This is a genomic window from Bacillus sp. SRB3LM, from assembly GCF_015712745.1.
In the GTDB taxonomy this organism is placed as follows: Bacteria; Bacillota; Bacilli; order Bacillales; family Bacillaceae_G; genus Bacillus_A; species Bacillus_A thuringiensis_K.
On record NZ_VWVQ01000021.1, the window covers coordinates 510518 to 535189 of the forward strand.

Genomic DNA, 24672 nt, shown 5'->3' on the forward strand with positions numbered 1-24672 from the left:
AATTAATTAACATATGAAACTATAACATAATATATATAAATAAGATATATGAATTTATCGTCATTACTATTAAATTCTCTTATTCTATTAATGAAAAATATGATATACATACTTGGAAATAAAATAATAGAAGAAAGAAGACTTATATTGCCATTACCCTGTTGGCATCAATCCGTACCGGCTATTTTGTCTGAAATATGGTAGGTAGACGAACCTACATAATTAGTACGCAATTGGGAATATAATCAGTAAAGTAAAAAGAAATGTATGAGTTATTTAAATAAAAAAGTGCTAACAAGTTTGCAAACAAACTTGCTAACACCTATAAGAAATAGACATAAATTATCGCTGATATGTCTTCTTTGAAAATAGCTTTAATCAGTAAAATCACACTTATACGAAATGTTCATAAAAATCGTCTTAATATCAAGAATATAATCATCCAGATATTCCTTTACTTTTAAGACGGAAACGAGGCATGATATTGATTTCTACAGAGTTTGCGTCAAATAATAAAAAAATCCGGTTTGTAAAACTAAAAATACAACAAGCTACAACCGGTATGAAATGGATTAAGATATTTAGAAATTTAAAAGATGATTTTCAAATAGGGGGAGAGGTGGATTTAGACCATATTCTCCAATATCCGAAAGATTATATTGTAGGAGAAAATAAAAGGGTGTTATTTCCATACAATGAGAGAATTTATAAAGTTCAAGGTACTAAAATAGAACCGGGTATAAAGGTAAAGGAAAGAGAGTATTTATTTAAAGAATTTCAGCGTAAATTCTCTTATTTCACAATACTTCCAGAATGTAAAAAGATAGCAACAAATAACAAAAATGAATTATTTCCTTTATTTGCACCAAAAGGATTAGAGACATTAACATTAGAAGTTTGGTCTGAAAATATAGCGCTGGAAATAGAACAAGCATTACTTGAGAGTGAAATTGTTTTGACTAAAGTTGGTGAAAATTCTTATGTATTGAATACAGATTTTCCAGTGTTATTAAAGATTGTGAGATATAATATTGAAAAGGTGTTACAAAATCCATATAAAATGCAATATTGCCAAAAATATAAAACAAATCTTGTAGATGATGTTAAGAAAGCTGTCTATGCTACCGCGGGTAAGCGCAGTGATGGGACATTAGCATTAATCGCAATGAAAAATTGTGATGGACGCGAAAAAATTGATCCAAAACAAATCATTAGAGAGGGATTTGCACGAACAAACCGTATTTCAACATTTATTAATTTATTTATAGGCCAAAGTGTATCTCGTAAAACAATTGTAAATAGTATTTTTAGTCTATTAGAACAAAAAGGATTTTTGAAGCGTAGTTGGAATAAGATAAATTTACCTTGTACATATGTTAGTTTATCAATTGAACGAATATCGAAATTTGATTTCTTACCTATTTTTTCAAAAATAAAAGGAAAAGAAATTTTATATAAATTATATGGGAATACAGAGTGGCAAACGATTGATTACGTAATATTAAATATAAATAAACATAATGCATTTTTACCACAACCATCAAAGAGAAATGATATGGGGGCTCTTTTTAAACAATATGTTTTCGAAACATTAATGGAAATTGTACAATATGCAAAAGAACAAAATGAACAAGTTTACTTCATTGTAGATGCAAATTTGAGAAAATATTGGATAAAAGAGTTACAAAATAAAGAAATTAATACAGATATTTTACCTGATATTGTTCCAGAGGTGTTAAAGGTTCCAAATTTAAATATTATTAGAATAAATACAGGTTTTGATGTACCAAGTTACGGTGTAATAGTACGCGATGATGCTCTAGATAGCATTGGCTTATATGCAGATCAAAAAGGGATGTATTATAGCACTGGTGAATATTCACTTAATTGTAGTGGGACTTTTCATCGATATATACTTGAAATTCTACCATTAGGTGTAAAACCTGTAGAAAGGGATTATATCGCTAAAATGATACATTACATGTGCTGTAATTCTAGTATGATTTCGAAAAAGAATGTACACATGACATATTCCATGCATATGGAAAAGGTAATAAAGAGTTATATTACTGACATAGACGCAAGAGAGTTCAAAGAATTTGATGATGAATTGGATGTAGATGTAGTAAAAGTAGAAAAGTAAGATTCAATTACACTACTTTAAATACTAGTAAACAAATCCTGCTCGTTATATCGATTAGGATTTGTCATTTTTTTATGTAAATAAGGATATCCTTTGTCAAGTATCTTTTCGTTTACATATTTACTTTATGTGCAGACAGGATTAATATGTTTTTTAGAAATACAAAAACTATATCATATGGAAAAACGATTTTTATTAATTGAAAAAATTTGAAAGGAATGGGGAATTGTGAAGAAATTAGATGTGCTCTTAATGCTATTGAGCGTCCTCTTTCCAATTGCAGGACTTATAAAGCAAATCCCTCTAGAACAATCTATATATATTGGAGGACTTTTATTTTTTACTAGTTTCGGTAGTTATTTTGCTAAAAAGATGTATTCACGTATATGTAGCTGGATAGCGTATGCGCCATTTATAACATTACTGTTAGTTATTTGGCATCAGGATATTTCAACAAGCTCAATCATAGCAAATGCGAAAATTGCAGCATGTGTCGCGTTAATACCATGTTTATTCCGTTTTCGTACATATGGACTTACTTTGGGCTTATTCTCATTATGGGCCGCTTTACTATGGGATATAAAAGAAGTACAGTCGTTAGTCATACTTGAACGCATAACGAGTTTAATGACAAGCCATTATGTATATATATTACTATTAATTGGAGGACTTGTAATAGGAGGATTACTTGCGATGTTCATTCACCGCAAAGAGAAAGATAATAATAAAGAAAATATAAATCTACTTGGACCAAAAAAGAAACGCAAAAGATTATCATTTAAGATTCGTCTTCCAAGATTACCGAAATTAAAGATGAAACTATTTAAGTTTGGTGGGAAAGAATCCAAAAGTAAAATGCCAGAAAAGATAAATGAGCATAAGTACGAAGGACCAGTTGCAACATATGAAATGACAGAGCAAATAGATCCATACAAAGAAAATGCAGTTCAAGGTCAAACAAGGATGGAACGCCGAAGAAATAGGTATAATGCATAATGAAGTTTAATAACCTCGTAATGACTTATCTTAATATTGATAAATCATTACGGTTTTTTTTATGTAATGAAATGAAAGTTGCTATTGCGGAGAGGAATAGCATATTTTATAGATAGGAACTAAAATAAGGGGAGGATAAAATGCTTATCATTACATATATATCTGCTTGTATATTATTCTTAGTTAGCTTTTTACATGTATATTGGGCTTTCGGAGGTAATTGGGGGACAAATAGTGTTATTCCAACTAAATCAGGGGAAAAGGCGTTTACACCTCGCGCCGGAATGACAATGTTCATTGCATTATTATTAAGTATGGTAGCAATAACTTTGTTGCAACAAGCAAAAATTGTTCATTTTGCAGTTCCTAATTTTATTATACAAGTCGGTTCCTAGATTTGTATGATCATCTTTTCTATTAGAGTAATTGGTGAGTTTAATTATTTTGGTATCTTTAAACGACAAAAAAATACGCACTTTGCTAGAATGGATACCTGTTTATATATTCCACTTTGTGCATTGTTATCTTTATCTTTCTTATTAGCAATAACTTTGTGAGTAAATAATAGTAGTTTCTTTTCTCAAAATACATGTAAACGTGAGAAATCTAAGAGTAAATAAAAGGATGTAAGCGCCTTCTTGTCGAAATGTAAATTATTATGAAAGGCGGTGACACTATGAAGTATGTAAAAGTTAGTATGAATGGTGGAAGTGAACACAAATTCTCAATGACTTTAGATCGGTTTGAAGAACTTATTACTACAGAGAATGGGATATTAGAAAATAAATTAGTATGTATTGAAAATGTAATGATTAATCCTACTAATATATCTTCTGTAGTTGAAAAAATTGGTGTACCGGCTAAGTTTATGGAAGCTTAAAATCGTTAGATAAAAAACATCCATTGAGGATGTTTTTTAATTTATAAATATGAAATTGTACAGTGAATATTTGAGTAGATTTTTTAGTAATGACTATGCATATATTAAGTACCTGAACATGGTGCTTAATACATGCACGAAATAATAAGTATAAGCATATATTATGTAGTAGGACAAGATCTTTGTGTCCTACTTAATACTCAGAAAAAACCTCTAATCACATAAGAGCATCCAATTGCAGGGTGCTCTTATTTTTTATAAAAATCTACTACGAGCTTTATTTTATAGTAGGATGCAATAATAAAAGGCTATTTTGAAATATTGTTCTTTAGCCTTTAATTTTAAATTTATCTTTAATGTTAATAAATATTAAAAATAATATGATAGCAGAAATTAAGTTAGATAAGTAGAAATTTTGATGAAACAATAGTTCAAAGATGACATCGAAAGTAACGAATAAAGCAATAGTAGGTAGTATGCAAATAAATATAAATCTCCAATTTTTTAAGTAATGTTTATAATTTGTAAGTACTTTATCCATAAATATAGCTCCTATATTTTTGTTTTTATATAATTATACATTTAGATACAAGGATTTTCAAAGTAAAAATATTTAGCAATTCAAAAATATAAGGAGAGCTTTTGTTGAAAATCCAGATTGCTGTAGCAATGTGAATTTGACTTTAAAGAACTATACTAAAATGATACACTATAATCTACGTTATTTTTGAAATGAATAGAGGGATTTGTGTGATAGATAAAATTAAAAATGCTGTAGGGGATATGTACGAAGATGAGGCTAAAGATTTACTTCAAAGTATTCTCATACAGTTAAACTTATTAGAAGAAAACTATAGTGAAGATACAATTAAAAATTTGATGGATATTCCGAAACAATTAACGAGTAATCCTACTTATAAAAGGAATGTAATAGAAAGTACGCACGTACATATTGCTTTTGATGATTCAACGGCTGGTTGCTTAAAATATATGTTAAGCCAAGAAGAGTTATATGAAGAGAGTGTTGTTGCTTTTTCTGAATTCTTTTCAATTGGACCGATATATAAGTTGCATACGAATGAGGGGCAACTAGCAAGACAGAAGTGGTTAATAAATAATTTAACTGCTTATGATAGTTATTTTGTAGAAGAATATTTATCAAGATTTATAGCAACTATAGAAGAACTACATACTATTCCTGTTGAAACGCCTATTACAATTTGGAAGGCTGATAATGCACATGAACATGTAGGCCTAAGTTTTGTAATAGCACAATTAAAGAATAAGAAAAACATTCGAGTTGTTAATACGTCTGAAGCAAGTAGAGAAATATTAAAACAAGAGTATGATATTCGTGGAACGGGAGAATTACCACCTGAAAGTTTAGCTTTATTCCAAAAAAGTTTTATAAAGTTACCTTATTTAACTGAAGAGAAGCGAATGAAGTTTGAACATGAGTGGGATAGATTATCGGAAAGCATAGAATGTTTAAGAGTGTGGAAAGAAAATGAAGTGCATTCTGTACAAGAAGATTATTTTGATCAATTTATAATTGAATGCGCGAAAAGTGTGGGTGCTGATCGAGAGTTCCTCAAAGCTCCTAGAGTAATTGGTGAAGCACTTGGTCTTGTTGAACAATTGGTTGGAGATACTTTCTTAGAATATCGCTTGAAACAATTAATTAAACAAGAAGTATTTGAATTTGAAGGTACGTTAGATGAAATGCGTTTTTATAGTGTGAAGTTAAGGAAATAATAAACACATTCTATTTTTGAAAGGCTCGTATTTTTAATAATACGAGCTTTTTAAGTTGAATTTGGGCTATACATAAGCTTCCCAGCGAGGGCATATCACATATGAATGGTAAAGGTAATGAATGAAAAGAAGGTGATTTGTTAATATGTATAATCAACAAAATTATCCATATGATCAAGCGATGTATTACAATACACAAAACTACGGGTATGAACCTACAAATGAAGTGAGAGATATTGAACAAGAAGATTACAGACCAGATGATGCGGAAGATGCTCCAACGTCACCACCACCGTCACAAGCGCCGTCGTTACCGTCTACATTTGCTTCTCCAGCACAACCAGGTAATATGAAATCATGGATGTGTAACTGTCTAGGAAGATGGGGCTATTTACGCTTACATCGTCCTGGTCCTTTCGGAAGGGATTTATGGTTCTTCCCGACTGAAGTGAGAAGAAATGGAGTGTCAGGTTACACGTGGCAAGGTGGTCGTCGTCGTAAAGTAAGTTATCGCTATCAACAAATTAGTAATTTTATGTGCTTCGCATAAAGAGAAGTGAGAGAGTGAAACGATTTTACTCTCTCACTTTTTTATTTTTCAATATACGAAGTAAGATTTTGATTGAAAATTTACAATTTTCACGTTTTTATTAGAGTATAATGCATATGTTGGGTTGGTTTTCAAAAACAAATGAGAGTGAGGGAATACAATGTCAATGAAAAACAAAGTTGGACTAAAAATAGAGGATGGCATTAATTTAGCTTCAGCTCAATTTAAAGAAGATGCGTATGAAATTTATAAAGAATCTAGAAAAATGCAACCTATCTTATTTGTGAATAAAACTGAACTAGGAGCGGAATGGCTTGTCACAAGATATGAAGATGCCTTGCCGCTTTTAAAAGACAGTCGCTTAAAAAAAGATCCAGCCAATATATTTCCTCAAGATGCATTGAATGTGTTTCTTACGGTTGACAATAGTGATTATTTAACTACTCATATGTTAAATTCAGATCCACCTAACCATAATCGTCTACGATCACTCGTACAAAAAGCTTTTACACCGAAGATGATCACGCAATTGGAAGGAAGAATACAGGATATTGCAGATGGTTTGTTAAATGAAGTCGAGCGAAAGGGTTCATTAAATCTTGTTGATGATTATTCGTTCCCTTTACCTATCATTGTAATAAGTGAAATGCTCGGTATTCCAAAAGAAGATCAAGCGAAATTTAGAATTTGGTCTCATGCTGTCATTGCTTACCCAGAAACACCAGAAGAAATAAGAGAAACTGAAAAGCAACTATCTGAGTTTATTACATATCTTCATTATTTAGTTGATATTAAAAGAAAAGAGCCAAAAGAAGACTTGGTGAGTGCTTTAATACTTGCAGAGAGTGAAGGGCATAAACTTAGCGCTCGGGAACTATATTCAATGATAATGCTATTAATTGTAGCAGGACACGAGACGACAGTGAATTTAATTACAAATACGGTATTAGCACTTCTTGAAAATCCAAATCAATTACAGTTATTAAAAGAAAACCCAAAATTAATTGATGCTGCTATTGAGGAAGGATTACGATATTATTCTCCAGTTGAGGTTACAACTTCAAGATGGGCAGCGGAGCCATTTCAAATTCACGACCGAACAATCGAAAAAGGAGATATGGTTGTCATTGCCTTAGCTTCTGCAAACCGTGATGAAACTGTATTTGAAAACCCAGAAGTATTCAAGATTACTCGGGAAAATAATCGTCATATTGCCTTTGGTCATGGTAGTCATTTCTGCTTAGGTGCCCCACTTGCTAGGTTGGAAGCAAAGATTGCTATTACTACTTTGTTTAATCGAATGCCTGAACTACAAATAAAAGGGAATCGTGAAGAAATTAAATGGCAAGGTAACTATTTAATGCGTTCTTTAGAGGAATTACCTTTAACTTTCTAGAATAGTTAAAAGGAGACATGCATACATCGAAAATGATTTACATAGAGTATGTATGTATTATTTAAATTCGAAACGGAAGGGTGAAGACATCCCGATGATCAACTAATTCTATTTATAAGAGATCTTCGTTAAAAAACGAAATATTCTTCTGAATAGGGTTAGTCTGTACATTTATAGAAAAGGGATGTATTTCGCTCTGCGAATATATAGTCTTTTTATATGATTTGTGCTGCCTCCTGTTCAGAACATGAAATAGGAGGCTTTTTTATGTCGACAAATGTAGTAACGAAACAAAACAATGGGGTATCACAAGTATTAAAAAATCGGTTTGTTCAAGGGATTTTAGCATCAGCATTATTTTTACAAATAGGAATATGGGTTCGAAACTTTGCGGTATTACTATATGTAATGGAAATGACAAAAGGTGATGCTTTTGCTATTTCGATGATTTCAGTTGCTGAATTCGCTCCAATTTTTATTTTTTCATTTATTGGCGGTACTTTTGCTGATAGGTGGAAGCCAAAGAAGACAATGATATGGTGTGAAACGTTAAGTTCCATTTCAGTATTCGCTGTATTAATTACGCTTATGTTTGGAACGTGGAAAATTGTGTTTTTTGTGACACTCATCTCTGCAATCCTTTCACAGTTTTCACAACCATCTGGAATGAAGTTGTTTAAACAACATTTATCAACGGAACAAATTCAATTAGCAATGTCTATATATCAAACGATATTTGCAATATTTATGGTATTAGGACCAATCCTAGGGACATTTATCTTTCATAGTTTTGGAATTTATATTTCAATCATCATAACAGGTATCTCGTTTTTACTTGCGGCAGTTGTATTGTTATTTCTTCCAAAAGATCTTGAAAACGACGTAGAAAAGAAAGATATCACTCTGTTGCAGGAGATGAAGGATGGTATTAAGTATGTCAAAAAGAAAAAAGCATTAACTTTGCTAGGGCTTTGTTTTATGGCTGCAGGACTAGGTATAGGATTAATTCAGCCATTAGGTATATTTATTGTGACTGAGCAGTTAGGGTTATCAAAAGAGAGTTTACAGTGGCTATTAACAGTAAATGGTGCAGGAATGATTGTTGGCGGAGCATTAGCGATGGTATTTGCGAAAAACGTTGCTCCGCAAAAGATGTTAATTATCGGTATGCTTGGTCAAGCAATTGGTATTGGCATTATAGGATATTCTACAAATTTATGGGTGACACTTACAGCGCAGCTTTTTAGTGGTTTAGCTCTTCCTTGTATCCAAATTGGTATTAATACGCTTATTATTCAAAATAGCGATACTGATTTTATAGGTCGTGTAAATGGTATTTTAAGTCCGCTTTTTACTGGTTCAATGGTGGTAACGATGAGTATTGCCGGTTCTTTAAAAGAGATGTTTTCATTAAGTATGATGTATGAAGGGACGGCTTTACTTTTTATAATTGGATTATTGTTTATTTTACCTATATACAATTTAAAGCCAGTAATAGTGGTGGAAAGTGAAATAAGTGGTAAAGGAAGTGCTGTACAAAATGAATCCTAATCCAAATGTTAAATACCCTATTGAAGGGAATCAAAACGTTCAATTTATAAAAAATACAATAACAAAACCTAATATACTTGTTGGTGACTATTCTTATTATGATACGAAAGATGGAGAAACATTTGAAGATCGAGTATTACATCATTATGAATTTCTAGGGGATTGCCTTACAATTGGGAAATTTTGTAGCATTGCATCTGGAATTAACTTTATTATGAACGGAGCGAATCATCGAATGGATGGATTTTCAGCATATCCATTTAATATATTTGGAAATGGGTGGGAGAAGTATACACCTAGTTTGTCTGATTTACCTTATAAAGGTGATACAGTTATAGGAAATGACGTTTGGATTGGTATGGATACAACAATTATGCCCGGAATAAAAATAGGGGATGGTGCAATCATTGCAGCTAAATCTGTTGTGACTAGAGACGTTGCACCATATACAATTGTTGGTGGAAACCCTGCAAATAAAATAAAAGAGAGATTTTCAAATGAAATAATCCAAGAATTATTGCAAATTCAATGGTGGCATTTTGACATTGAAAAAATAACTGAAAATATTGATGCTATTGTCCGAGGAGATATTGAACCATTAAGAAAGCTAAAAAGGGAATAAAAAATGAATGACAAATAGTATCATACCTCCGAATTTTGTTAATGATAATAGAACAAGGAGGTGTGATACTATGGCACAAGACGTTTTATGTGAAGTAAACAACTGTAAATTTTGGGCAAACGGTAATAAATGTAGTGCAGAGGCAATTTACGTAGTAAGTCATAAAGGTAAACATGCATCTACAACGGAAGAAACAGATTGCAAAACATTTGATCCAGAAGTGTAATTTCTTTAAGGGTAGCCAAATCGTGGTTGCCCTTTTATTAATCATAGTATTGATAATAAATATCATTTTCATTCATTGTTTTTAACTTTTCTTGTTATTTTTTCATATTTTTTTCATAAGTGATGTAATCCAACTCAATTCATGTTCAATTCGTGATTTACTAAATTCAATGACTTCAGTAATAAAAGATGAGGTGACATCTAGAGTCTGAATAGCAGTAAGCTGATTATGTAGTACGTTTTGACGTACAGTCAAAATCTCTTTTCTATCCTCATAGTCAAGTTTTTCAAATAGCGCAATACGAACTAGAAATTCTGTATTGTTTGTCGCAAGTTTTTCAGGAAACTCTCGTAACATTTCAGAAAAAATTTCTTCTCCTGTTTCTGTTATATCGTACATATTTCGGTTGGGTTTTGCGACTTGTTTATGTATTTTTTTCGTTATAGCACCCATATTTTCAAAGCGCCGAAGGGCAGGGTAAAGCATGTTGTGATTTAACTCAAAATTCTCACCTAAACGATTTTGAACATTTTTTTTGATTTCATATCCATGTTTTGGTCCTGTCGTTAATTCTGCTAGCAGTAAAATGTCAACGTACATAAAACTCCCCCTTATATATTTCTCAAGTTCTCTAATGAAAACTCTCCTTTTGTATATGTTAAAATAACATATGATAGTTTATACAACTTTGAACTGCCGACCTATCACTTTTATTGTAAAAGAAAAGGGAGGAAAGAACTATGGCTTCACCTGAAAATGTTATTTTAGTTCATGAAATTTCAAAGCTGAAAACAAAAGAAGAGTTATGGAATCCATATGAATGGTATCGTTTGATGAGGGATAATCACCCAGTTCATTATGATGAAGAGCAGGATGTATGGAATGTTTTTTTATACGATGATGTAAATCGTGTTTTATCAGATTATCGCTTATTTTCAAGTAGAAGGGAGCGCAGACAATTCTCAATTCCTCCTTTAGAAACTAGAATAAATATAAACTCTACAGATCCACCAGAACATCGCAATGTACGTTCCATTGTTTCTAAGGCATTTACTCCAAGAAGTTTAGGACAGTGGAAACCTCGAATACAGGCTATCGCAGATGAACTTGTACAACATATCGAAAAATGTAGTGAAGTTAATATCGTTGAACAGTTTGCTGCACCTTTACCTGTTACCGTTATTTCTGATTTATTAGGAGTCCCAACAACAGATCGTAAAAAAATTAAAGAATGGTCTGATATTTTATTTATGCCGTATAGTAAAGAAAAGTTTAATGATCTGGATGCCGAGAAAGGGATAGCATTAAATGAATTCAAAGCATACCTTCTACCGATTGTTCAGGAAAAGAGATATCATTTAACCGATGATATCATATCTGATTTAATTCGAGCTGAATATGAAGGCGAAAGATTAACCGATGAGGAAATTGTAACCTTTTCATTAGGTTTACTAGCGGCTGGGAATGAAACCACTACAAATTTAATTATTAATAGCTTTTATTGCTTTTTAGTAGATTCACCTGGAATTTATGAAGAGTTAAGAAAAGAACCTAACTTAATTTCAAAAGCGATTGAGGAAGTATTACGCTATCGCTTTCCTGTTACATTGGCCCGGAGGATTACAGAGGATACAAATATATTTGGTCCTTTAATGAAAAAGGATCAGATGATTGTTGCGTGGGTTAGTGCAGCGAATTTAGATGAGAAAAAATTTTCACAAGCCTCTCAATTTAATGTACATCGAACAGGAAATGAAAAACATTTAACCTTTGGGAAAGGTCCTCACTTTTGCTTAGGAGCACCACTTGCACGTTTAGAAGCTGAGATTGCATTAACTACCTTTATAAATGCTTTTGAAAAAATAGAGCTATCTCTATCTTTCTGTTTAGAAACATGTATATTAGAAAATGAACAAACATTAAAATACTTACCTATTCGATTGAAAGCCAAATAAAAATCATAACAAGGTGCATACATTTGCATCTTGTTTTTTGTTTCTCAATTGTGAGTTTTCGGAAATTACCTTAATATGGAATTATATAAAGCGTAGAGGAGGATTCTTATGTTGACTTGTAATGGAAGTAAATCATTTCAAAAGTTTATTAAAGGTGTTACAGATCTTATGGAAAACAGTTTATTTGAAGAAGAAATAGTGTGTGGCATTGAAAAATTATTAGAAGAACTTTTAGAAAAGAAAACATGGCTTCCGTTAGATAAACAGAAGGCCAATTTGACTCAATATGCACGACATTTATTGTATGAAGATCCGCTCAAACGTTTTGAAGTACTAGCTCTCGTATGGAAAGATGGACAATCTACACCTTTACATGATCATGACGGCACATGGGGAGTAGAAGGCGTATTTTCAGGAAGGATAATGGTGCAGAACTTTATACAAACGAAACAACTTGGAAATTCACTTGTTTATTTAACACATACAGGAAATCTTTATTTGGGAGAAGGAGAAACTGATAAAGTAATTCCACCAGCGGATTGTCATATTCTTGAAATCAGCAAAAATGAAAGCGTTATTACGATTCATGTCTATGGAAAACGGTTAGAAAAGTTTAAAGTATATATCCCAACTGAAGAAAAAAATGTGTACATGTGTGAGACAAAATACATTAGTTATAATTCATAGTTTAAAATCCGAAGCTTTTTTAAAAAGAAAAGCTTTGGATTTTATTTTTAATTATTTCTTGACCTGAAACGCTTTTCATAAATTATAAATAAGAAGTACCTCACGAGGGTTGTATGAAAACGATACCTAATAATTAATTAAAACTCGTGTATTTATAGAAAGTGGTGAAGAAATAATGAAATTAATCGCAATTGATTTAGATGGAACTCTTCTTTCGGGGAATAAAATGATAAGTAAAGAAAATGCAGAAGCAATTCGAACATGTCAAGAAGCTGGTCATGTTGTAGCAATTTGTACAGGACGTTCTATTGTTGACATTGAGCGATTATTGTTAGAAGTTGATTTAGAGTGTCCAATCATTGCGGAAAATGGCGCCCTTATATATAAAGATAAAAAAATGATGAAGAGATATCCAATTCAAAATATGCAGGCACTTGAAATTGTAGAATATCTTGAAGAGAATGGTTTATATTATCAGCTTTATACTGATAAAGGTGTGTATGTGCCAGATTATGGAGTAGAGAGTGTACGTAATGAAATTGAGTATGTGAAGAATTCAAAAGAAAATTTCGACTTGAAAGAGTTAGAAACAATCGCAGCATTATATCTTGAGCATACAGCGTTTCATAGTGCGGAAAGTTGTAAACCAATTGTAGAAACAGATATATATGTGCATAAACTATTACCATTTTCTTATGATATTGAGAAATTAAAAAAACTAAAAGAAACATTTCTTCATAATACAGATTTAGCAATTACATCTTCATATTGGCACAATTTAGAGATTAATCATCGAGATGCTCAAAAAGGGAATGGATTATATACTTTAGCAGAACATCTTAATATTTCGGTTGAAAACACTGTAGCGATAGGTGATGGGCTAAACGATGTTTCTATGATGGAAAAAGCAAACATATCAATTGCAATGGGGAATGCAGTTGAAGAAATAAAAGCAATGTGCAAATACGAAACGTTATCAAATGAAGAACATGGTGTGGCACATGCTTTATATAAATATGTAATGTAATTAAAAAAGAAAAAAGAATCCAAATGGATTCTTTTTTCTTTTTATTAGGGGTAAGGTATTCTATGAGATTCATAGAAGCCTTATTACATTTTATTATATAGAATATATTGGAATAAATGTTTATATTTTTCATAAAAATTGTGAATATTTTATGAACTTTATATTTATTGCATGTTTATACCGCTATTAGTGACACGTATGACTCTCAAGTGAAAATTCAGTGAATATAAGGATGAATTCAAGTTACCTAGACAATAAGTGAGGAATCAACGAAATATATACTAATTAAAGGTATATTCAGTATATATATTCTTTTCTTATTTTAATTGAAAAATAAAATTTGTTCGAATAATTATTCTACAGCTATATACCTACACTAGCTTTCTTCGTATAATGGAGAAGTATGAATTTTACATTTGTATTAATTTTACATATTGAGGTGAAAAAGGAATGAATTCGCGGCTAATGGAACTTATTGATGTGAGTACAATAGAAACCATGGCAGAACAATTTTATAAATTAACTAACATATCACATCAACTTCTTGATGCTGAAAAAGAGTGTGTTTTTTCATTCGGAATGAATGAGATAAAAAAGAGTAAACTTCCAAAGATTGAAATCCCCATTTTCTTATACAATCAACATCTAGGATCTTTTGTTGTATGGTCCAAAAAAAGTGAAATTTTCAGTTGTCAAAAATACTTTGAAATGCTCTCGAATTTAATTTTAGATGGTGCAATAAAAATATTTCAAAGTAAAAATACAACGTTGCTTTCTCGGAAAGAGGAGGAACTACATACGATTTTACAAAACATGCCTGTTATGGTCGATGCGCTTGATTATAATGGAGATTTTGTTTTGTGGAATCGAGAATGTGAAATTGTAACCGGTTATACCGCTGAAGAAATAATTGGAAATCCCAATGCACTGCAATTATTGTATCCTAATCATAATTATCGCCATCAAATACAAAAGAAATTTTTAACTTGTGGAAAAAATTTCAGAGATTGGGAAATGCACTTAACATGTAAAAATGGTGAAATCAAAACAATAATGTGGTCGAATATATCAGAACAGTTTCCTGTAACAGGATATAGTTATTGGGCTGTTGGTGTAGATATTACCCATTTAAAAGCGATAGAAGAGCAGTTAAAACAACAAACATCTGAACTGGAATTAATTTTTAAAGCTTTACCGGATTTATGTTTCTTAACAGAAGATGATGGTACAATCATAGATTACAAGGCAGGATCTCCTACAAAGTTTTACGTACCCGCAGAAGCTTTTATGGGAAAAAAGTTTTACGAAGTATTACCATCTTCAGTAGCACAGCAGTTTCAGGAAGCCATTAATCAAGTGAAGGAAAAAGGAACGAATGTAATTGTAGAATATCCACTCACACTTAATGGAAGTATTGATTTCTTTGAAGCGAGGTGCTTACCATTATTACATGATAAAATTATGATTATTGTACGCGACATTACAGAGCGAAAAAAGACAGAAGAATTGTTAAACAAATCAGATACACTTGCAGCAATTGGTCAATTAGCAGCTGGCGTGGCTCATGAAGTAAGAAATCCTTTAACTGTAATTAAAGGTTTTATACAGTTATTCCAAATTAATAAAGAAGATCAAGAAAGATATTTTGATCTTATGCTTTCTGAAATTGAAAGGATAGAAGCAATCCTACAAGAATTTCTATCAATTGCTAAAACAGATGAGATAAATACAGAAAAGAAAAATATTTATCAAATTTTTAAAAATGTCGTATCGTTAATGAATACAAAAGCAATTATGACAAATATTCAAGTTGAACTATTTACGGATGACAAAGATATAATTATTGAATGCTCAGAAAATCAATTGAAACAAGTATTTATTAATATTTTGCAAAATTCAATCGAAGCTATGCCAAATGGTGGGGAAATTTCAATTCACATAAAAGAAATAAATGATGATGGTGTCATCATTCATGTAATAGATGAAGGAATAGGAATACCTGAAGAAAGAATTAAGAGATTAGGTGAACCTTTTTATAGTACGAAAGAAAAAGGGACTGGTATTGGATTAATGTTAAGTTATAAAATTATTGAAAGTCATCAAGGGACAATTAGTATCATGAGCGAGGTTGGTGTCGGGACAACAGTAACTATTCACTTACCGAAAGTACTAAGTAAACAATCTCTTTCTAATTGTGACGACAAATGTATAACGATACCCACTAGTAGTAATTCTTAAATGAATTAATACCCAATAACAAAGCGATTAGTGAAAACTAAGCTTTTTGTTATTGGGTATTTTTTATATTTAATTTAGTAAACTTTACCTTTTCTTTACCTTTGTTTTAATTTCTATTAAGTTTTAAACATTATATTAATATTTGTACAAAGCAATGTATAGAAATTGTACATTACTTTTAATATAGAAATGTGATTATTATTTGGAATATTGTAAGGAGGAGATTATGACAAGGTGAAAAAGCAAGAGAAGAAAAGTGGGAGAGTAGTACCTCTCCGGTTAAATATTTTATTCCTTTGTGTATTTTTATTATTTTCTGGCATTATTATTCAGTTAGGGAAAGTACAAATTTTTGATGGAGAAACATATAAAAATGAAGTAGAGAAGAGAGAAAATACAACCGTGGGTCTTTCTGTACCACGTGGGAAAATATTTGATCGTGAAGGAAATCCAGTAGTTGATAATAAGTCTTTACGTACAATTACATATACAAAGGTGAAAGGTGTAAAACAAGAAGAAATATTAAAATCAGCAAGACAACTTGCAGATATTATTGAAATGCCACAAGAAGATATAGATAAGTTAACGGAGACTGATAAGAAAGACTTTTGGATGCAATTAAATCCAGAACTTACTCAAGACTTAGTATCAAAAAAAGAAATAGATAAGTTCCGAGATAAGGATATTACCGGAAAAGAGCTAGACAAAAAAATAGAAGATTTAAAAAGGAAGCGCGTTACAGATAAAAATCTTCAAGAATTAACGGCTAAAGATATAGAAGTGTTAGCTATTAAAAGCAAAATGAACTCAGGTTTTCAAATGGCACCTCAAATTATTAAAAAGAACGTTAGTGAACAGGAATATGCGGTGATTAGTGAAAATTTAGCGAACCTTCCAGGGGTAGATGCATCAGTTGATTGGGAGAGAATCTATGTAAATGATGGGTTATTCCGTTCTGTCCTTGGTAACGTTTCAAATGCTGATGAAGGATTGCCACGTGAAAGATTAGATTATTATTTAGTGCGTGATTATAGCCGAAATGATAGGGTCGGCAAAAGTTATATAGAACAGCAATACGAAGATGTACTTCATGGTACAAAAAAAGAAGTAAGAAGCATTGCTGATAAACAAGGAAATACTATTAGAACGGAAACTGTTACTGAAGGGAAAAGCGGTAAAAATTTAACTTTAACAATAGATATGGAATTGCAAAAAAAAGTAGAGGAGAGTATAGAAAAAATATTAAAACAATATAAAGGATCAGAATCAATGTTAGACCGTGCTTTCGTAGTGATGATGAATCCAAAAAATGGCCAAGTATTATCAATGGCTGGGAAAAAGCTTGTAGAAAAAGACGGGAAAATGGAAGTAGAAGATTATGCTTTAGGCACGCTGACTAGTTCTTATGAGCTTGGATCAACGGTTAAAGGTGCGACAGTGTTAACAGGGTTTGAAACAAATGCAATAACTCCTGGAACACATTTTTATGATGCACCTATGAAGTTTAAAGGAACTAAGGAGAAGAAGTCTTGGAAAAATTTTGGTGATATAGACGATCTAAGAGCGTTACAAGTTTCTTCAAACGTTTATATGTTTAATATAGCATTAAAAATTGCTGGCGTGGATTATGTGAAAAATAGTTCACTAGATATTAAACAAGAATATTTTGATAAAATGAGGTATTATTTCAGGCAATTTGGACTAGGCGTACAAACTGGTATTGATTTACCAAATGAAACTGCAGGACAAATTGGAAGAAAAGATAATCAGCCTGGTTTCTTATTAGATTATTCTATTGGACAATATGATACGTATACACCACTTCAGCTTGCACAATATATTTCCACTATCGCAAATGGAGGGTATCGAATGAAACCACAAATTGTTCAAGAGATTAGAGAACAAACCGTTCAAAAAGATGAGGTTGGTAAAGTAGTACAATCAATAGAACCCGTTGTTTTAAATAGAATTGATATGAAACAAGAATATATTAATCAAGTAAAAGAAGGATTTAGAAAAGTATTTCAAGAAGGAGATGGAACGGGAGTAAGAGCGTTCCAAAAAGCACCATATAAACCAGCTGGTAAAACAGGGACCGCACAAACTGTATATGGTGGAGAAAATGATATTGGGCGAAATGAGAAAGGCGACCGTAGAGAATGTTATAATTTAACATTAGCTGGATATGCGCCATATGATGATCCAGAAGTAGCATTTTCTGTTGTAGTACCGTGGGTTAAAAATGATAAATCAGGCATTAACTCCGATATTGGAAAAGAAGTTTTAGATGCTTATTTTGATTTGAAAAATAAGCGATTAACTGGTGAAGCGCCAAAAACAGATGACTCTAAAGAGAATTAAAATGGACGAAACGTCTCTAGCATTCATGTGAACTAGAGGCGTTTTTATCTGGGAATAGATTAGAAATGAGGTATATATGAAGCTGTTTATTCTAAAATATTGGAGGAACATAGGTAGCTACATCATAATAATAATTGAGATTATATTTATTAATAACTCTTTTTTTATTTTAATGAGCTAAAATAATTCTATTAACGATTCACGTTTTGTAAAATAAATCATATATTGATAGCATAGACAAGCAGAAAAGCTTGTTCTAACCTCACAGAACACTCCTTATCACGGTTAGGCATCTACATAGGTAGATGCCTTTTTTTATGTTGATGACTGAAAATTATTTATCAACATAATGTTGCAAGCACATTAGGACTATTAGGGGACGATTACATGTACAAATAACAGTATGCTTAATTAAAATAGTGAAATGTAAGGAGTGAGGAATAAGTGCTAAATATTTTAGTAGTTAATTTTCCAGCAGAGGGACATGTAAACCCTACATTAAATTTAGTAAAAGCCTTTACTGAACGAGGGGATAATGTACATTATATTACAACGGCAAACTTTAAGGGTAGAATTGAAGATTTAGGAGCTACTGTACATACTCATCCGGATCTATTAAAGGGGATTTCTATTGATGCTGAAACCTCATCTGGGTTAAATGCTTTCTTTCATGTGCATGTTCAAACTTCTTTATATATATTAGAAATTACGAAACAATTAAGTGAAAGCATAAATTTTGATTTCGTAATTTATGATATATTTGGTGCGGGAGAGTTAGTAAAGGAGTATTTAAAAGTTCCAGGTGTAGTGTCCTCACCTATATTTTTAATTCCTCCAGAGTTTTTGAAGACATTACCTTTTCATCCAAATGCAGATATACCATTCCAACCAGAGAAGATCTCTGAAAAATTATTAAACCAGATGGAACATGAATTTGGAGTAAAACCAAACAATAATCTTCAATTTATGAATAATAAGGGTGATGTTTGTCTCGTATACACAAGTCGTTATTTCCAACCTAATAGCGAATCATTCGAAGAAAATAACATTTTTATTGGACCGAGTATTTCAAAGCGTAAAACAAATATAAAGTTTCCATTGGAATCACTTAAAGAAAAGAAAGTTATTTATATTTCAATGGGAACACTGCTTGAAGGACTCGAACCATTCTTTAATACTTGTATTGATACTTTTTCAGATTTTGATGGGATAGTTGTAATGGCAATTGGTGATAGAAATGATATTTCTAAAATTAAGAAAGCACCAGATAATTTTATAATTGCTCCATACGTACCTCAATCAGAAATATTAAATGAAGCAGATGTTTTTATTACACATGGTGGTATGAATAGCGTACACGATGCCATTCATTATAATGTCCCATTTGTAATAATACCGCATGATAAAGACCAGCCAATGATAGCGCAAAGATTAACTGAGCTTGAAGCGGCACATAGACTATTGAAAGAACATGTTAATGTGCACACTTTAAAAGAGGCCGTAACAGATGTTCTTTCAAATGAAAAGTATAAACATGGTATAAGAAAACTTAATGATAGCTTTTTAGAATGTGGTGGTTCAAAAGAAGCAATTGCAGTTATTGAATCTCTTTTAAATAAAGTAAAACTTTAATCGATAGGGATTTTACTACCCATAAATAGCGGGATAAATAGTCGTAACTGTATACAAGCATAGAGGTTCTCACCTTTATGCTTGTATATTCTTATCCAGCAAATTGTACAGCAGTATTTGCATGTAAAAAAGCAGTATCAAAAACGGGAACAGTGAGATCATTTTGGGAGATGAGTAAAGGTATTTCAGTACAGCCTAATAATATACCTTCAGCGCCGTTTTGAATTAATGATTTTGTAATTTGTAATAGCTTTTCTTTAGATGTTTCTGAAATGATCCCTCTACTTAATTCATCTAATATGACATGGTGGATAAAAGTTCTTTCCTCGTCATTTGGGATAATTGTCTCAATGTTATATTTCGCTAATCGTGATTTATAGAAATCTTGCTCCATCGTTTGTTTTGTTCCTAATAGTCCGATACGTTTTATATTCTGTTCTACCATTTCTTTAGCACTTACATCACCAATGTGAAGAAGCGGGATAGATATTGCTTGTTCTACTTCCTCGGCAAATAGATGTACGGTATTTGAACACATTAATAAACATTCAGCCCCAGATTTTTCAACTTTCTTTGCAACTGTAACTAGTTCATTTTTCACTTCTTCATATTGATGGTTTTGTAATAAAGTAGTTACTTCACCAAAGTCCATACTATATAAAACTAACTTTGCATTTTGATCGTATTGAGAGAGTGTAAGTGTATTAATATGTTTATAGTATAATGATGTAGATTCCCAACTTAATCCTCCAATCAAACCAATAACTTTCATAATGCATTCCTCCCGAAACGATTTTGAATTTATTATTTCATAATTCCGATAAGAATACAATGATTTAAATGATCTATTTAACAAAAAAATAAAAATAGTAAGAAAAGTGTTGAAATTTACATTCTTTAGTGCCATAATACGAATTACAAATTAATACTTATCCAGAGAGGTGGAGGGAACGGCCCTAAGAAACCTCAGCAACCCCTATGCAATTTTATAGGAAGGTGCTAATTCCGCAGAGGACACGATGTGTTTTTTGAAAGATAAGAGGATTCTTGAACGTGACAGAAAATGACCTCTTATGTAAGAGGTCATTTTTTTGTTGTATAGAAAGGGAGTGTCGATGCATAATTCATTTTTAAATTAAATATAGAGTAATAAAAGTTGACTAATATGAGAGGGGAATTGTCATGAACAAATTATCAACAAAGTTAGTAGTAGCAATCGGTATTGGAGCAGCATTATACGGGATATTAGGGCTTTGGGGATTTTCTATTGCACCGAATACATTTATTAAACCAGCATTAGCTATATTAACTGTTTTTGGAGCATTATTTGGTCCAGTGGCAGGACTGTTAATCGGACTTATCGGTCATACCGTAACAGATACGATTGCTGGCTGGGGGATTTGGTGGGGCTGGGTTATTAGTTCAGGAATTATTGGTTTTTCAATGGGGCTTATTCAAAGAAGAGTTGGTTTTAGTGTGAAAAACGGGTCGTTTAACAAGGGGGATATTTCTTATTTAGCAATTACTGGGCTAGTTGGTATTGTCATTGCTATTATATTTGCTGGGGCATTCGATATTATTGTGATGGGAGAACCATTTGACAAAATTGTTATACAAGTATTAGGCGCAACAATTTCCGATGTCATCGTTTTCTTAGTACTTGGATTGCCACTTACAATTGGTTTGGCGAAATCCAATAAGAAACATACACATTTAAAAATTGAAAAGTAGGGATGTTAACATGCAACCAATTATTTCGTTTGAACAATTCACCTTTCAATATTGGCATGCTGCGCAGCCTACTTTAAGTGATATTACCTTTCATATATACCCTGGGGAAAAAGTGCTAATTGCTGGACGAAGTGGTTCAGGCAAGTCGACATTAGCTCATTGTATAAATGGGCTAATCCCATTTTCTTACGAAGGGACTAGTACAGGTAACGTTTTAATTGCCGGTAAAGACCCGAGGGAAGGAAGTATTTTTGAACAAAGTAAACAGGTAGGAACAATTTTGCAAGATCAAGATGCTCAATTTATTGGTCTGACAGTAGAAGAAGATGTAGCTTTTTATTTAGAAAATGAATGTGTAAAGCAAGATGATATGAAAAAGATTGTTTCGGACTCATTAAGAAAGGTGAAGATGCATACGTTTCATAAACAAAGTCCACATGAATTATCAGGAGGTCAAAAGCAAACAGTTTCCCTTGCTGGTTTATTAACAACAAATGCGGATATATTATTGTTCGATGAACCGTTAGCAAACTTAGATCCACTAAGCGCCATACATACGATAGAACTTATGAAAGATATACATGAACAATATAATAAAACGATTGTTATTATCGAACATAGGATAGAAGAAATTTTAAAACTGGATTTAGACAAAGTTATATTAATTGATGAAGGTAAAGTCATTGCGATAGGAACACCAAAAGAAATCTTAGCGTCAAATATATTACCACGTATCGGCTTAAGAGAGCCTATTTACATCGAAGCATTAAAGAGATTACATTTTGATAGTAATAATGACGTAATATATCCAATGGAAAACCTTCAAAAAGAAAAGGTAAGCAACGTTATAAAAGAGTGGATGGAGAAACAAGTCATATTAAAAGGGAATACTAAAAACAAGGAATTACTTAAAGTGGAGAATTTATCATTTTCATACTCTAATAAACAAAAAGTATTAGAAAATGTAAACCTTTCAATATATGAAGGAGAAATTGTGGCACTGTTAGGACATAATGGAGCAGGGAAATCAACATTAGCTCATAGTCTTATAGGCATAAACAAAATGAAAAATGGGAAAATCTTGTTAAAAGGTGAAGATATTAGTTCTTGGTCTATTCGTAAACGTGGGGAAATCATATCTTACGTGATGCAAAATCCAAATCATATGATTACACAGCCTACTGTTTTTGAAGAAGTTTCATTTACATTAACATTACATAATTTTTCTAAGGAAGAAATTAAGAATAGAGTAGAAGGAACTTTAAAAATTTGTGGTTTATATCCATTTCGTAATTGGCCAATTCAAGCACTAAGCTATGGGCAAAAAAAGAGATTAACAATCGCATCTGTATTAACAACAAATCCTAAACTTATCATATTAGATGAACCGACAGCGGGACAAGATTATTATCACTATAAACAATTTATGTCTTTTATTAAAAACCTAGCTAAAAAGGGTATTTCATTTGTTTTTATCACTCATGATATGAATCTCGTACTAGAATATGCAGACCGTGCAGTAGTTCTACATGAAGGGAAAATTATTGCGGATAATACAGTGTTTGATGTATTAGGCGATCAAGAAACGTTACAAAGAGCCAACTTAAGAGAGAGTTCTTTAACCAAGCTTGTTAAATTTAGTGGGATTGCATGTCCAGAAAAATTTATGGAGCTTTATTTAGACAGTAATAGGAGGGAGGAAGGTGCATAGTACATATTTTCATCGTATGGATGGGGTAGTGAAATTGTTTTTATTTATTTTTTGTATGACGCTTACTTTTTTGTTTTTTGATTTTCGGGTGTTGCTAATATTATTTATTATTGGGTGTATCGGGCTCAGCATTGCTAAAATTCCATTTCGTAAAATTTTAATTGTTTTTAGTGTCATATTTACATTTAGTTTATTAAACTCTGTCATGATTTTATTGATTACACCAACTCATGGATCTGAATTAACTGAATCATATACCGTGTTTTTACATGTTGGATATGCAACGATTACATATGAAACATTATTTTATGCAGCTACACTTTCATTAAAGTATTTTACGTTATTACCATTTACACTTCTTTTTATTTATACGACAGATCCAAGTGAATTTGTAAGTAACTTAAGTAAACTGGGTATTCATTATAAGATTACTTATGCAATAAATATTGCACTACGTTATATTCCTGACATCCAGTCTGAGTATAAAATTATTAAACACGCGCAAGAAGCGAGAGGAGTGGCTTTTGAAAAAGGAGAAGCAAGTTTATGGGTTCGTATGAAGAACCGTGTTTTAATTTTCTGGCCACTAATCATTCATTCTCTAGAAAGAATAGATACGGTTTCAAATGCAATGGATTTAAGAGGATTTGGAAAGAAGGATAAACGTACATGGTTTTATACAAGTAAGGCGAAACGTGAAGATTTCATCGCTTTATTTGCCGGTATTTTCATATTTATTGTTGCGGTATATTTAAAATTAAACGTATTTCAAAACTTTTGGTATCCATTTTAAAGCACTCTTTAAACGAGTGCTTTTACTTATTTTTATGTAGACATGCTCAAAAAAGGGATATACACATAATGTATAATACGAACCAGTTAAAATGATCAACTACCTATTAGTTTTCAAACCAAAAGGAGGAGAAAATATGAGTTACGGTGGTTCTTGTGGTTTTGGTGGAGGTTTCGCTTTATTAGTTGTGTTATTCATTCTATTAATAATTGTAGGATGCAGCTGCTGGGGCGGAGGATACTAATTTTTAATTAGTCTTCACAAATGTAAACTAAAAAAACATTGAAGATACTTATGTATCGAAACAAATAAAAAAGGAGCGACTTGGTATTATCCCCTATAGGTAGACAGTAAAAAAAGAGTCCATCTGATATGATGGACTCAATACTGTTTTATCTGGAGGGGATTTTTTTATGGC

22 protein-coding genes, 1 pseudogene and 1 riboswitch are annotated in these 24672 nt (G+C 31.8%); of the genes and pseudogenes, 20 read left to right on the forward strand and 3 right to left on the reverse strand.

All coding sequences use genetic code 11. The features are described from left to right. Positions 1-484 precede the first annotated feature (484 nt). The 4 genes and pseudogenes from F3I02_RS15870 to F3I02_RS15890 all read left to right on the forward strand — a co-directional run bounded on the left by F3I02_RS15870 (position 485) and on the right by F3I02_RS15890 (position 4019). Positions 485-2143 (forward strand): RNaseH domain-containing protein, encoded by a 1659-nt coding sequence (locus tag F3I02_RS15870; RefSeq protein ID WP_196478159.1) that lies wholly within the window; start codon positions 485-487, stop codon positions 2141-2143. A 228-nt stretch (positions 2144-2371) separates the two neighbouring features. Continuing rightward, positions 2372-3139 carry a DUF3959 family protein gene (locus F3I02_RS15875; RefSeq protein ID WP_000732212.1) on the forward strand — a complete coding sequence of 256 codons (768 nt, stop codon included), beginning with the start codon at positions 2372-2374 and terminating at the stop codon, positions 3137-3139. Between the two features lie 140 nt (positions 3140-3279). After that, positions 3280-3696: pseudogene (locus F3I02_RS33955) on the forward strand (DUF3995 domain-containing protein). Positions 3697-3815: 119 nt separating this feature from the next. Continuing rightward, complete coding sequence (locus tag F3I02_RS15890; RefSeq protein ID WP_000878369.1) at positions 3816-4019, forward strand: hypothetical protein; 204 nt, start codon at positions 3816-3818, stop codon at positions 4017-4019. A 328-nt stretch (positions 4020-4347) separates the two neighbouring features. On the opposite strand, the gene F3I02_RS15895 is transcribed toward F3I02_RS15890, so the two are convergent. Next, positions 4348-4560, reverse strand: coding sequence for a hypothetical protein (locus F3I02_RS15895; protein ID WP_000362071.1), 213 nt, complete (start codon positions 4558-4560; stop codon positions 4348-4350). A 209-nt stretch (positions 4561-4769) separates the two neighbouring features. On the opposite strand from F3I02_RS15895, the gene F3I02_RS15900 reads away from it, so the two are divergent. The 6 genes from F3I02_RS15900 to F3I02_RS15925 all read left to right on the forward strand — a co-directional run bounded on the left by F3I02_RS15900 (position 4770) and on the right by F3I02_RS15925 (position 10119). Then, positions 4770-5774, forward strand: a complete 1005-nt coding sequence (locus F3I02_RS15900) for a DUF1835 domain-containing protein (RefSeq protein WP_000565703.1) — start codon at positions 4770-4772, stop codon at positions 5772-5774. A 145-nt stretch (positions 5775-5919) separates the two neighbouring features. Then, positions 5920-6324, forward strand: coding sequence for a hypothetical protein (locus F3I02_RS15905; RefSeq protein ID WP_000282694.1), 405 nt, complete (start codon positions 5920-5922; stop codon positions 6322-6324). A 160-nt stretch (positions 6325-6484) separates the two neighbouring features. Then, positions 6485-7720: a cytochrome P450 gene (cypA, locus tag F3I02_RS15910; protein ID WP_196478160.1), complete on the forward strand. Its 1236-nt coding sequence runs from the start codon at positions 6485-6487 to the stop codon at positions 7718-7720. Positions 7721-7987: 267 nt separating this feature from the next. Continuing rightward, a complete protein-coding gene (locus F3I02_RS15915) occupies positions 7988-9271 on the forward strand; it encodes an MFS transporter (RefSeq protein WP_000106397.1) in 1284 nt (427 codons plus the stop codon). Continuing rightward, on the forward strand, positions 9261-9893 hold the full coding sequence (locus tag F3I02_RS15920) for a Vat family streptogramin A O-acetyltransferase (protein WP_001069256.1): 633 nt from the start codon (positions 9261-9263) through the stop codon (positions 9891-9893). The genes F3I02_RS15915 and F3I02_RS15920 overlap by 11 nt, the downstream gene beginning before the upstream one ends. Before the next feature lie 70 nt (positions 9894-9963). Further along, positions 9964-10119 carry a DUF1540 domain-containing protein gene (locus F3I02_RS15925; RefSeq protein ID WP_000046095.1) on the forward strand — a complete coding sequence of 52 codons (156 nt, stop codon included), beginning with the start codon at positions 9964-9966 and terminating at the stop codon, positions 10117-10119. 102 nt (positions 10120-10221) lie between these two features. Here F3I02_RS15925 and F3I02_RS15930 read toward each other — a convergent pair whose 3' ends face one another. Beyond that, on the reverse strand, positions 10222-10719 hold the full coding sequence (locus F3I02_RS15930; RefSeq protein ID WP_196478161.1) for a PadR family transcriptional regulator: 498 nt from the start codon (positions 10717-10719) through the stop codon (positions 10222-10224). A gap of 140 nt (positions 10720-10859) precedes the next feature. On the opposite strand from F3I02_RS15930, the gene F3I02_RS15935 reads away from it, so the two are divergent. From F3I02_RS15935 to F3I02_RS15960, 6 genes are all read left to right on the forward strand, one after another. Then, a complete protein-coding gene (locus F3I02_RS15935; RefSeq protein WP_196478162.1) occupies positions 10860-12074 on the forward strand; it encodes a cytochrome P450 in 1215 nt (404 codons plus the stop codon). A 108-nt stretch (positions 12075-12182) separates the two neighbouring features. Beyond that, a complete protein-coding gene (locus F3I02_RS15940) occupies positions 12183-12761 on the forward strand; it encodes a cysteine dioxygenase family protein (protein ID WP_000954441.1) in 579 nt (192 codons plus the stop codon). A gap of 175 nt (positions 12762-12936) precedes the next feature. Next, on the forward strand, positions 12937-13788 hold the full coding sequence (locus F3I02_RS15945; protein WP_000766388.1) for a Cof-type HAD-IIB family hydrolase: 852 nt from the start codon (positions 12937-12939) through the stop codon (positions 13786-13788). A 450-nt stretch (positions 13789-14238) separates the two neighbouring features. After that, positions 14239-16026 carry a PAS domain-containing sensor histidine kinase gene (locus F3I02_RS15950; protein WP_001088548.1) on the forward strand — a complete coding sequence of 596 codons (1788 nt, stop codon included), beginning with the start codon at positions 14239-14241 and terminating at the stop codon, positions 16024-16026. A gap of 234 nt (positions 16027-16260) precedes the next feature. Further along, the gene (locus F3I02_RS15955) at positions 16261-18387 is read left to right on the forward strand and encodes a peptidoglycan D,D-transpeptidase FtsI family protein (protein WP_000743782.1); all 2127 of its coding nucleotides are present in this window, start codon (positions 16261-16263) and stop codon (positions 18385-18387) included. Between the two features lie 444 nt (positions 18388-18831). After that, positions 18832-20019 carry a macrolide family glycosyltransferase gene (locus tag F3I02_RS15960; RefSeq protein WP_196478163.1) on the forward strand — a complete coding sequence of 396 codons (1188 nt, stop codon included), beginning with the start codon at positions 18832-18834 and terminating at the stop codon, positions 20017-20019. Positions 20020-20110: 91 nt separating this feature from the next. Here F3I02_RS15960 and F3I02_RS15965 read toward each other — a convergent pair whose 3' ends face one another. After that, positions 20111-20791 carry an aspartate/glutamate racemase family protein gene (locus F3I02_RS15965; protein WP_000864394.1) on the reverse strand — a complete coding sequence of 227 codons (681 nt, stop codon included), beginning with the start codon at positions 20789-20791 and terminating at the stop codon, positions 20111-20113. Between the two features lie 154 nt (positions 20792-20945). Next, positions 20946-21061: riboswitch (SAM riboswitch) on the forward strand. Between the two features lie 140 nt (positions 21062-21201). Between F3I02_RS15965 and F3I02_RS15970 the strand changes: the two genes are divergently transcribed. From F3I02_RS15970 to F3I02_RS15985, 4 genes are all read left to right on the forward strand, one after another. Beyond that, entirely contained in the window at positions 21202-21750 is a 549-nt protein-coding gene (locus F3I02_RS15970) for an ECF-type riboflavin transporter substrate-binding protein (RefSeq protein ID WP_001038213.1), read from the forward strand. A gap of 10 nt (positions 21751-21760) precedes the next feature. After that, positions 21761-23461: an ABC transporter ATP-binding protein gene (locus tag F3I02_RS15975; RefSeq protein ID WP_001182529.1), complete on the forward strand. Its 1701-nt coding sequence runs from the start codon at positions 21761-21763 to the stop codon at positions 23459-23461. Continuing rightward, positions 23454-24254: an energy-coupling factor transporter transmembrane component T family protein gene (locus tag F3I02_RS15980; RefSeq protein WP_000556378.1), complete on the forward strand. Its 801-nt coding sequence runs from the start codon at positions 23454-23456 to the stop codon at positions 24252-24254. The genes F3I02_RS15975 and F3I02_RS15980 overlap by 8 nt, the downstream gene beginning before the upstream one ends. Positions 24255-24390: 136 nt before the next feature. Continuing rightward, the gene (locus F3I02_RS15985) at positions 24391-24498 is read left to right on the forward strand and encodes a YjcZ family sporulation protein (protein WP_000120182.1); all 108 of its coding nucleotides are present in this window, start codon (positions 24391-24393) and stop codon (positions 24496-24498) included. Positions 24499-24672 lie beyond the last annotated feature (174 nt).

Bases quoted from the DNA above. Each gene is read 5' to 3' on its own strand.
- F3I02_RS15890 (WP_000878369.1), top strand. From the start codon at position 3,816: ATGAAGTATGTAAAAGTTAGTATGAATGGTGGAAGTGAACACAAATTC.
- F3I02_RS15895 (WP_000362071.1), bottom strand. From the start codon at position 4,560: ATGGATAAAGTACTTACAAATTATAAACATTACTTAAAAAATTGGAGA.
- F3I02_RS15905 (WP_000282694.1), top strand. From the start codon at position 5,920: ATGTATAATCAACAAAATTATCCATATGATCAAGCGATGTATTACAAT.
- cypA (WP_196478160.1), top strand. From the start codon at position 6,485: ATGTCAATGAAAAACAAAGTTGGACTAAAAATAGAGGATGGCATTAAT.
- F3I02_RS15915 (WP_000106397.1), top strand. From the start codon at position 7,988: ATGTCGACAAATGTAGTAACGAAACAAAACAATGGGGTATCACAAGTA.
- F3I02_RS15920 (WP_001069256.1), top strand. From the start codon at position 9,261: ATGAATCCTAATCCAAATGTTAAATACCCTATTGAAGGGAATCAAAAC.
- F3I02_RS15925 (WP_000046095.1), top strand. From the start codon at position 9,964: ATGGCACAAGACGTTTTATGTGAAGTAAACAACTGTAAATTTTGGGCA.
- F3I02_RS15930 (WP_196478161.1), bottom strand. From the start codon at position 10,719: ATGTACGTTGACATTTTACTGCTAGCAGAATTAACGACAGGACCAAAA.
- F3I02_RS15935 (WP_196478162.1), top strand. From the start codon at position 10,860: ATGGCTTCACCTGAAAATGTTATTTTAGTTCATGAAATTTCAAAGCTG.
- F3I02_RS15940 (WP_000954441.1), top strand. From the start codon at position 12,183: ATGTTGACTTGTAATGGAAGTAAATCATTTCAAAAGTTTATTAAAGGT.
- F3I02_RS15945 (WP_000766388.1), top strand. From the start codon at position 12,937: ATGAAATTAATCGCAATTGATTTAGATGGAACTCTTCTTTCGGGGAAT.
- F3I02_RS15950 (WP_001088548.1), top strand. From the start codon at position 14,239: ATGAATTCGCGGCTAATGGAACTTATTGATGTGAGTACAATAGAAACC.
- F3I02_RS15965 (WP_000864394.1), bottom strand. From the start codon at position 20,791: ATGAAAGTTATTGGTTTGATTGGAGGATTAAGTTGGGAATCTACATCA.
- F3I02_RS15970 (WP_001038213.1), top strand. From the start codon at position 21,202: ATGAACAAATTATCAACAAAGTTAGTAGTAGCAATCGGTATTGGAGCA.
- F3I02_RS15975 (WP_001182529.1), top strand. From the start codon at position 21,761: ATGCAACCAATTATTTCGTTTGAACAATTCACCTTTCAATATTGGCAT.
- F3I02_RS15985 (WP_000120182.1), top strand. From the start codon at position 24,391: ATGAGTTACGGTGGTTCTTGTGGTTTTGGTGGAGGTTTCGCTTTATTA.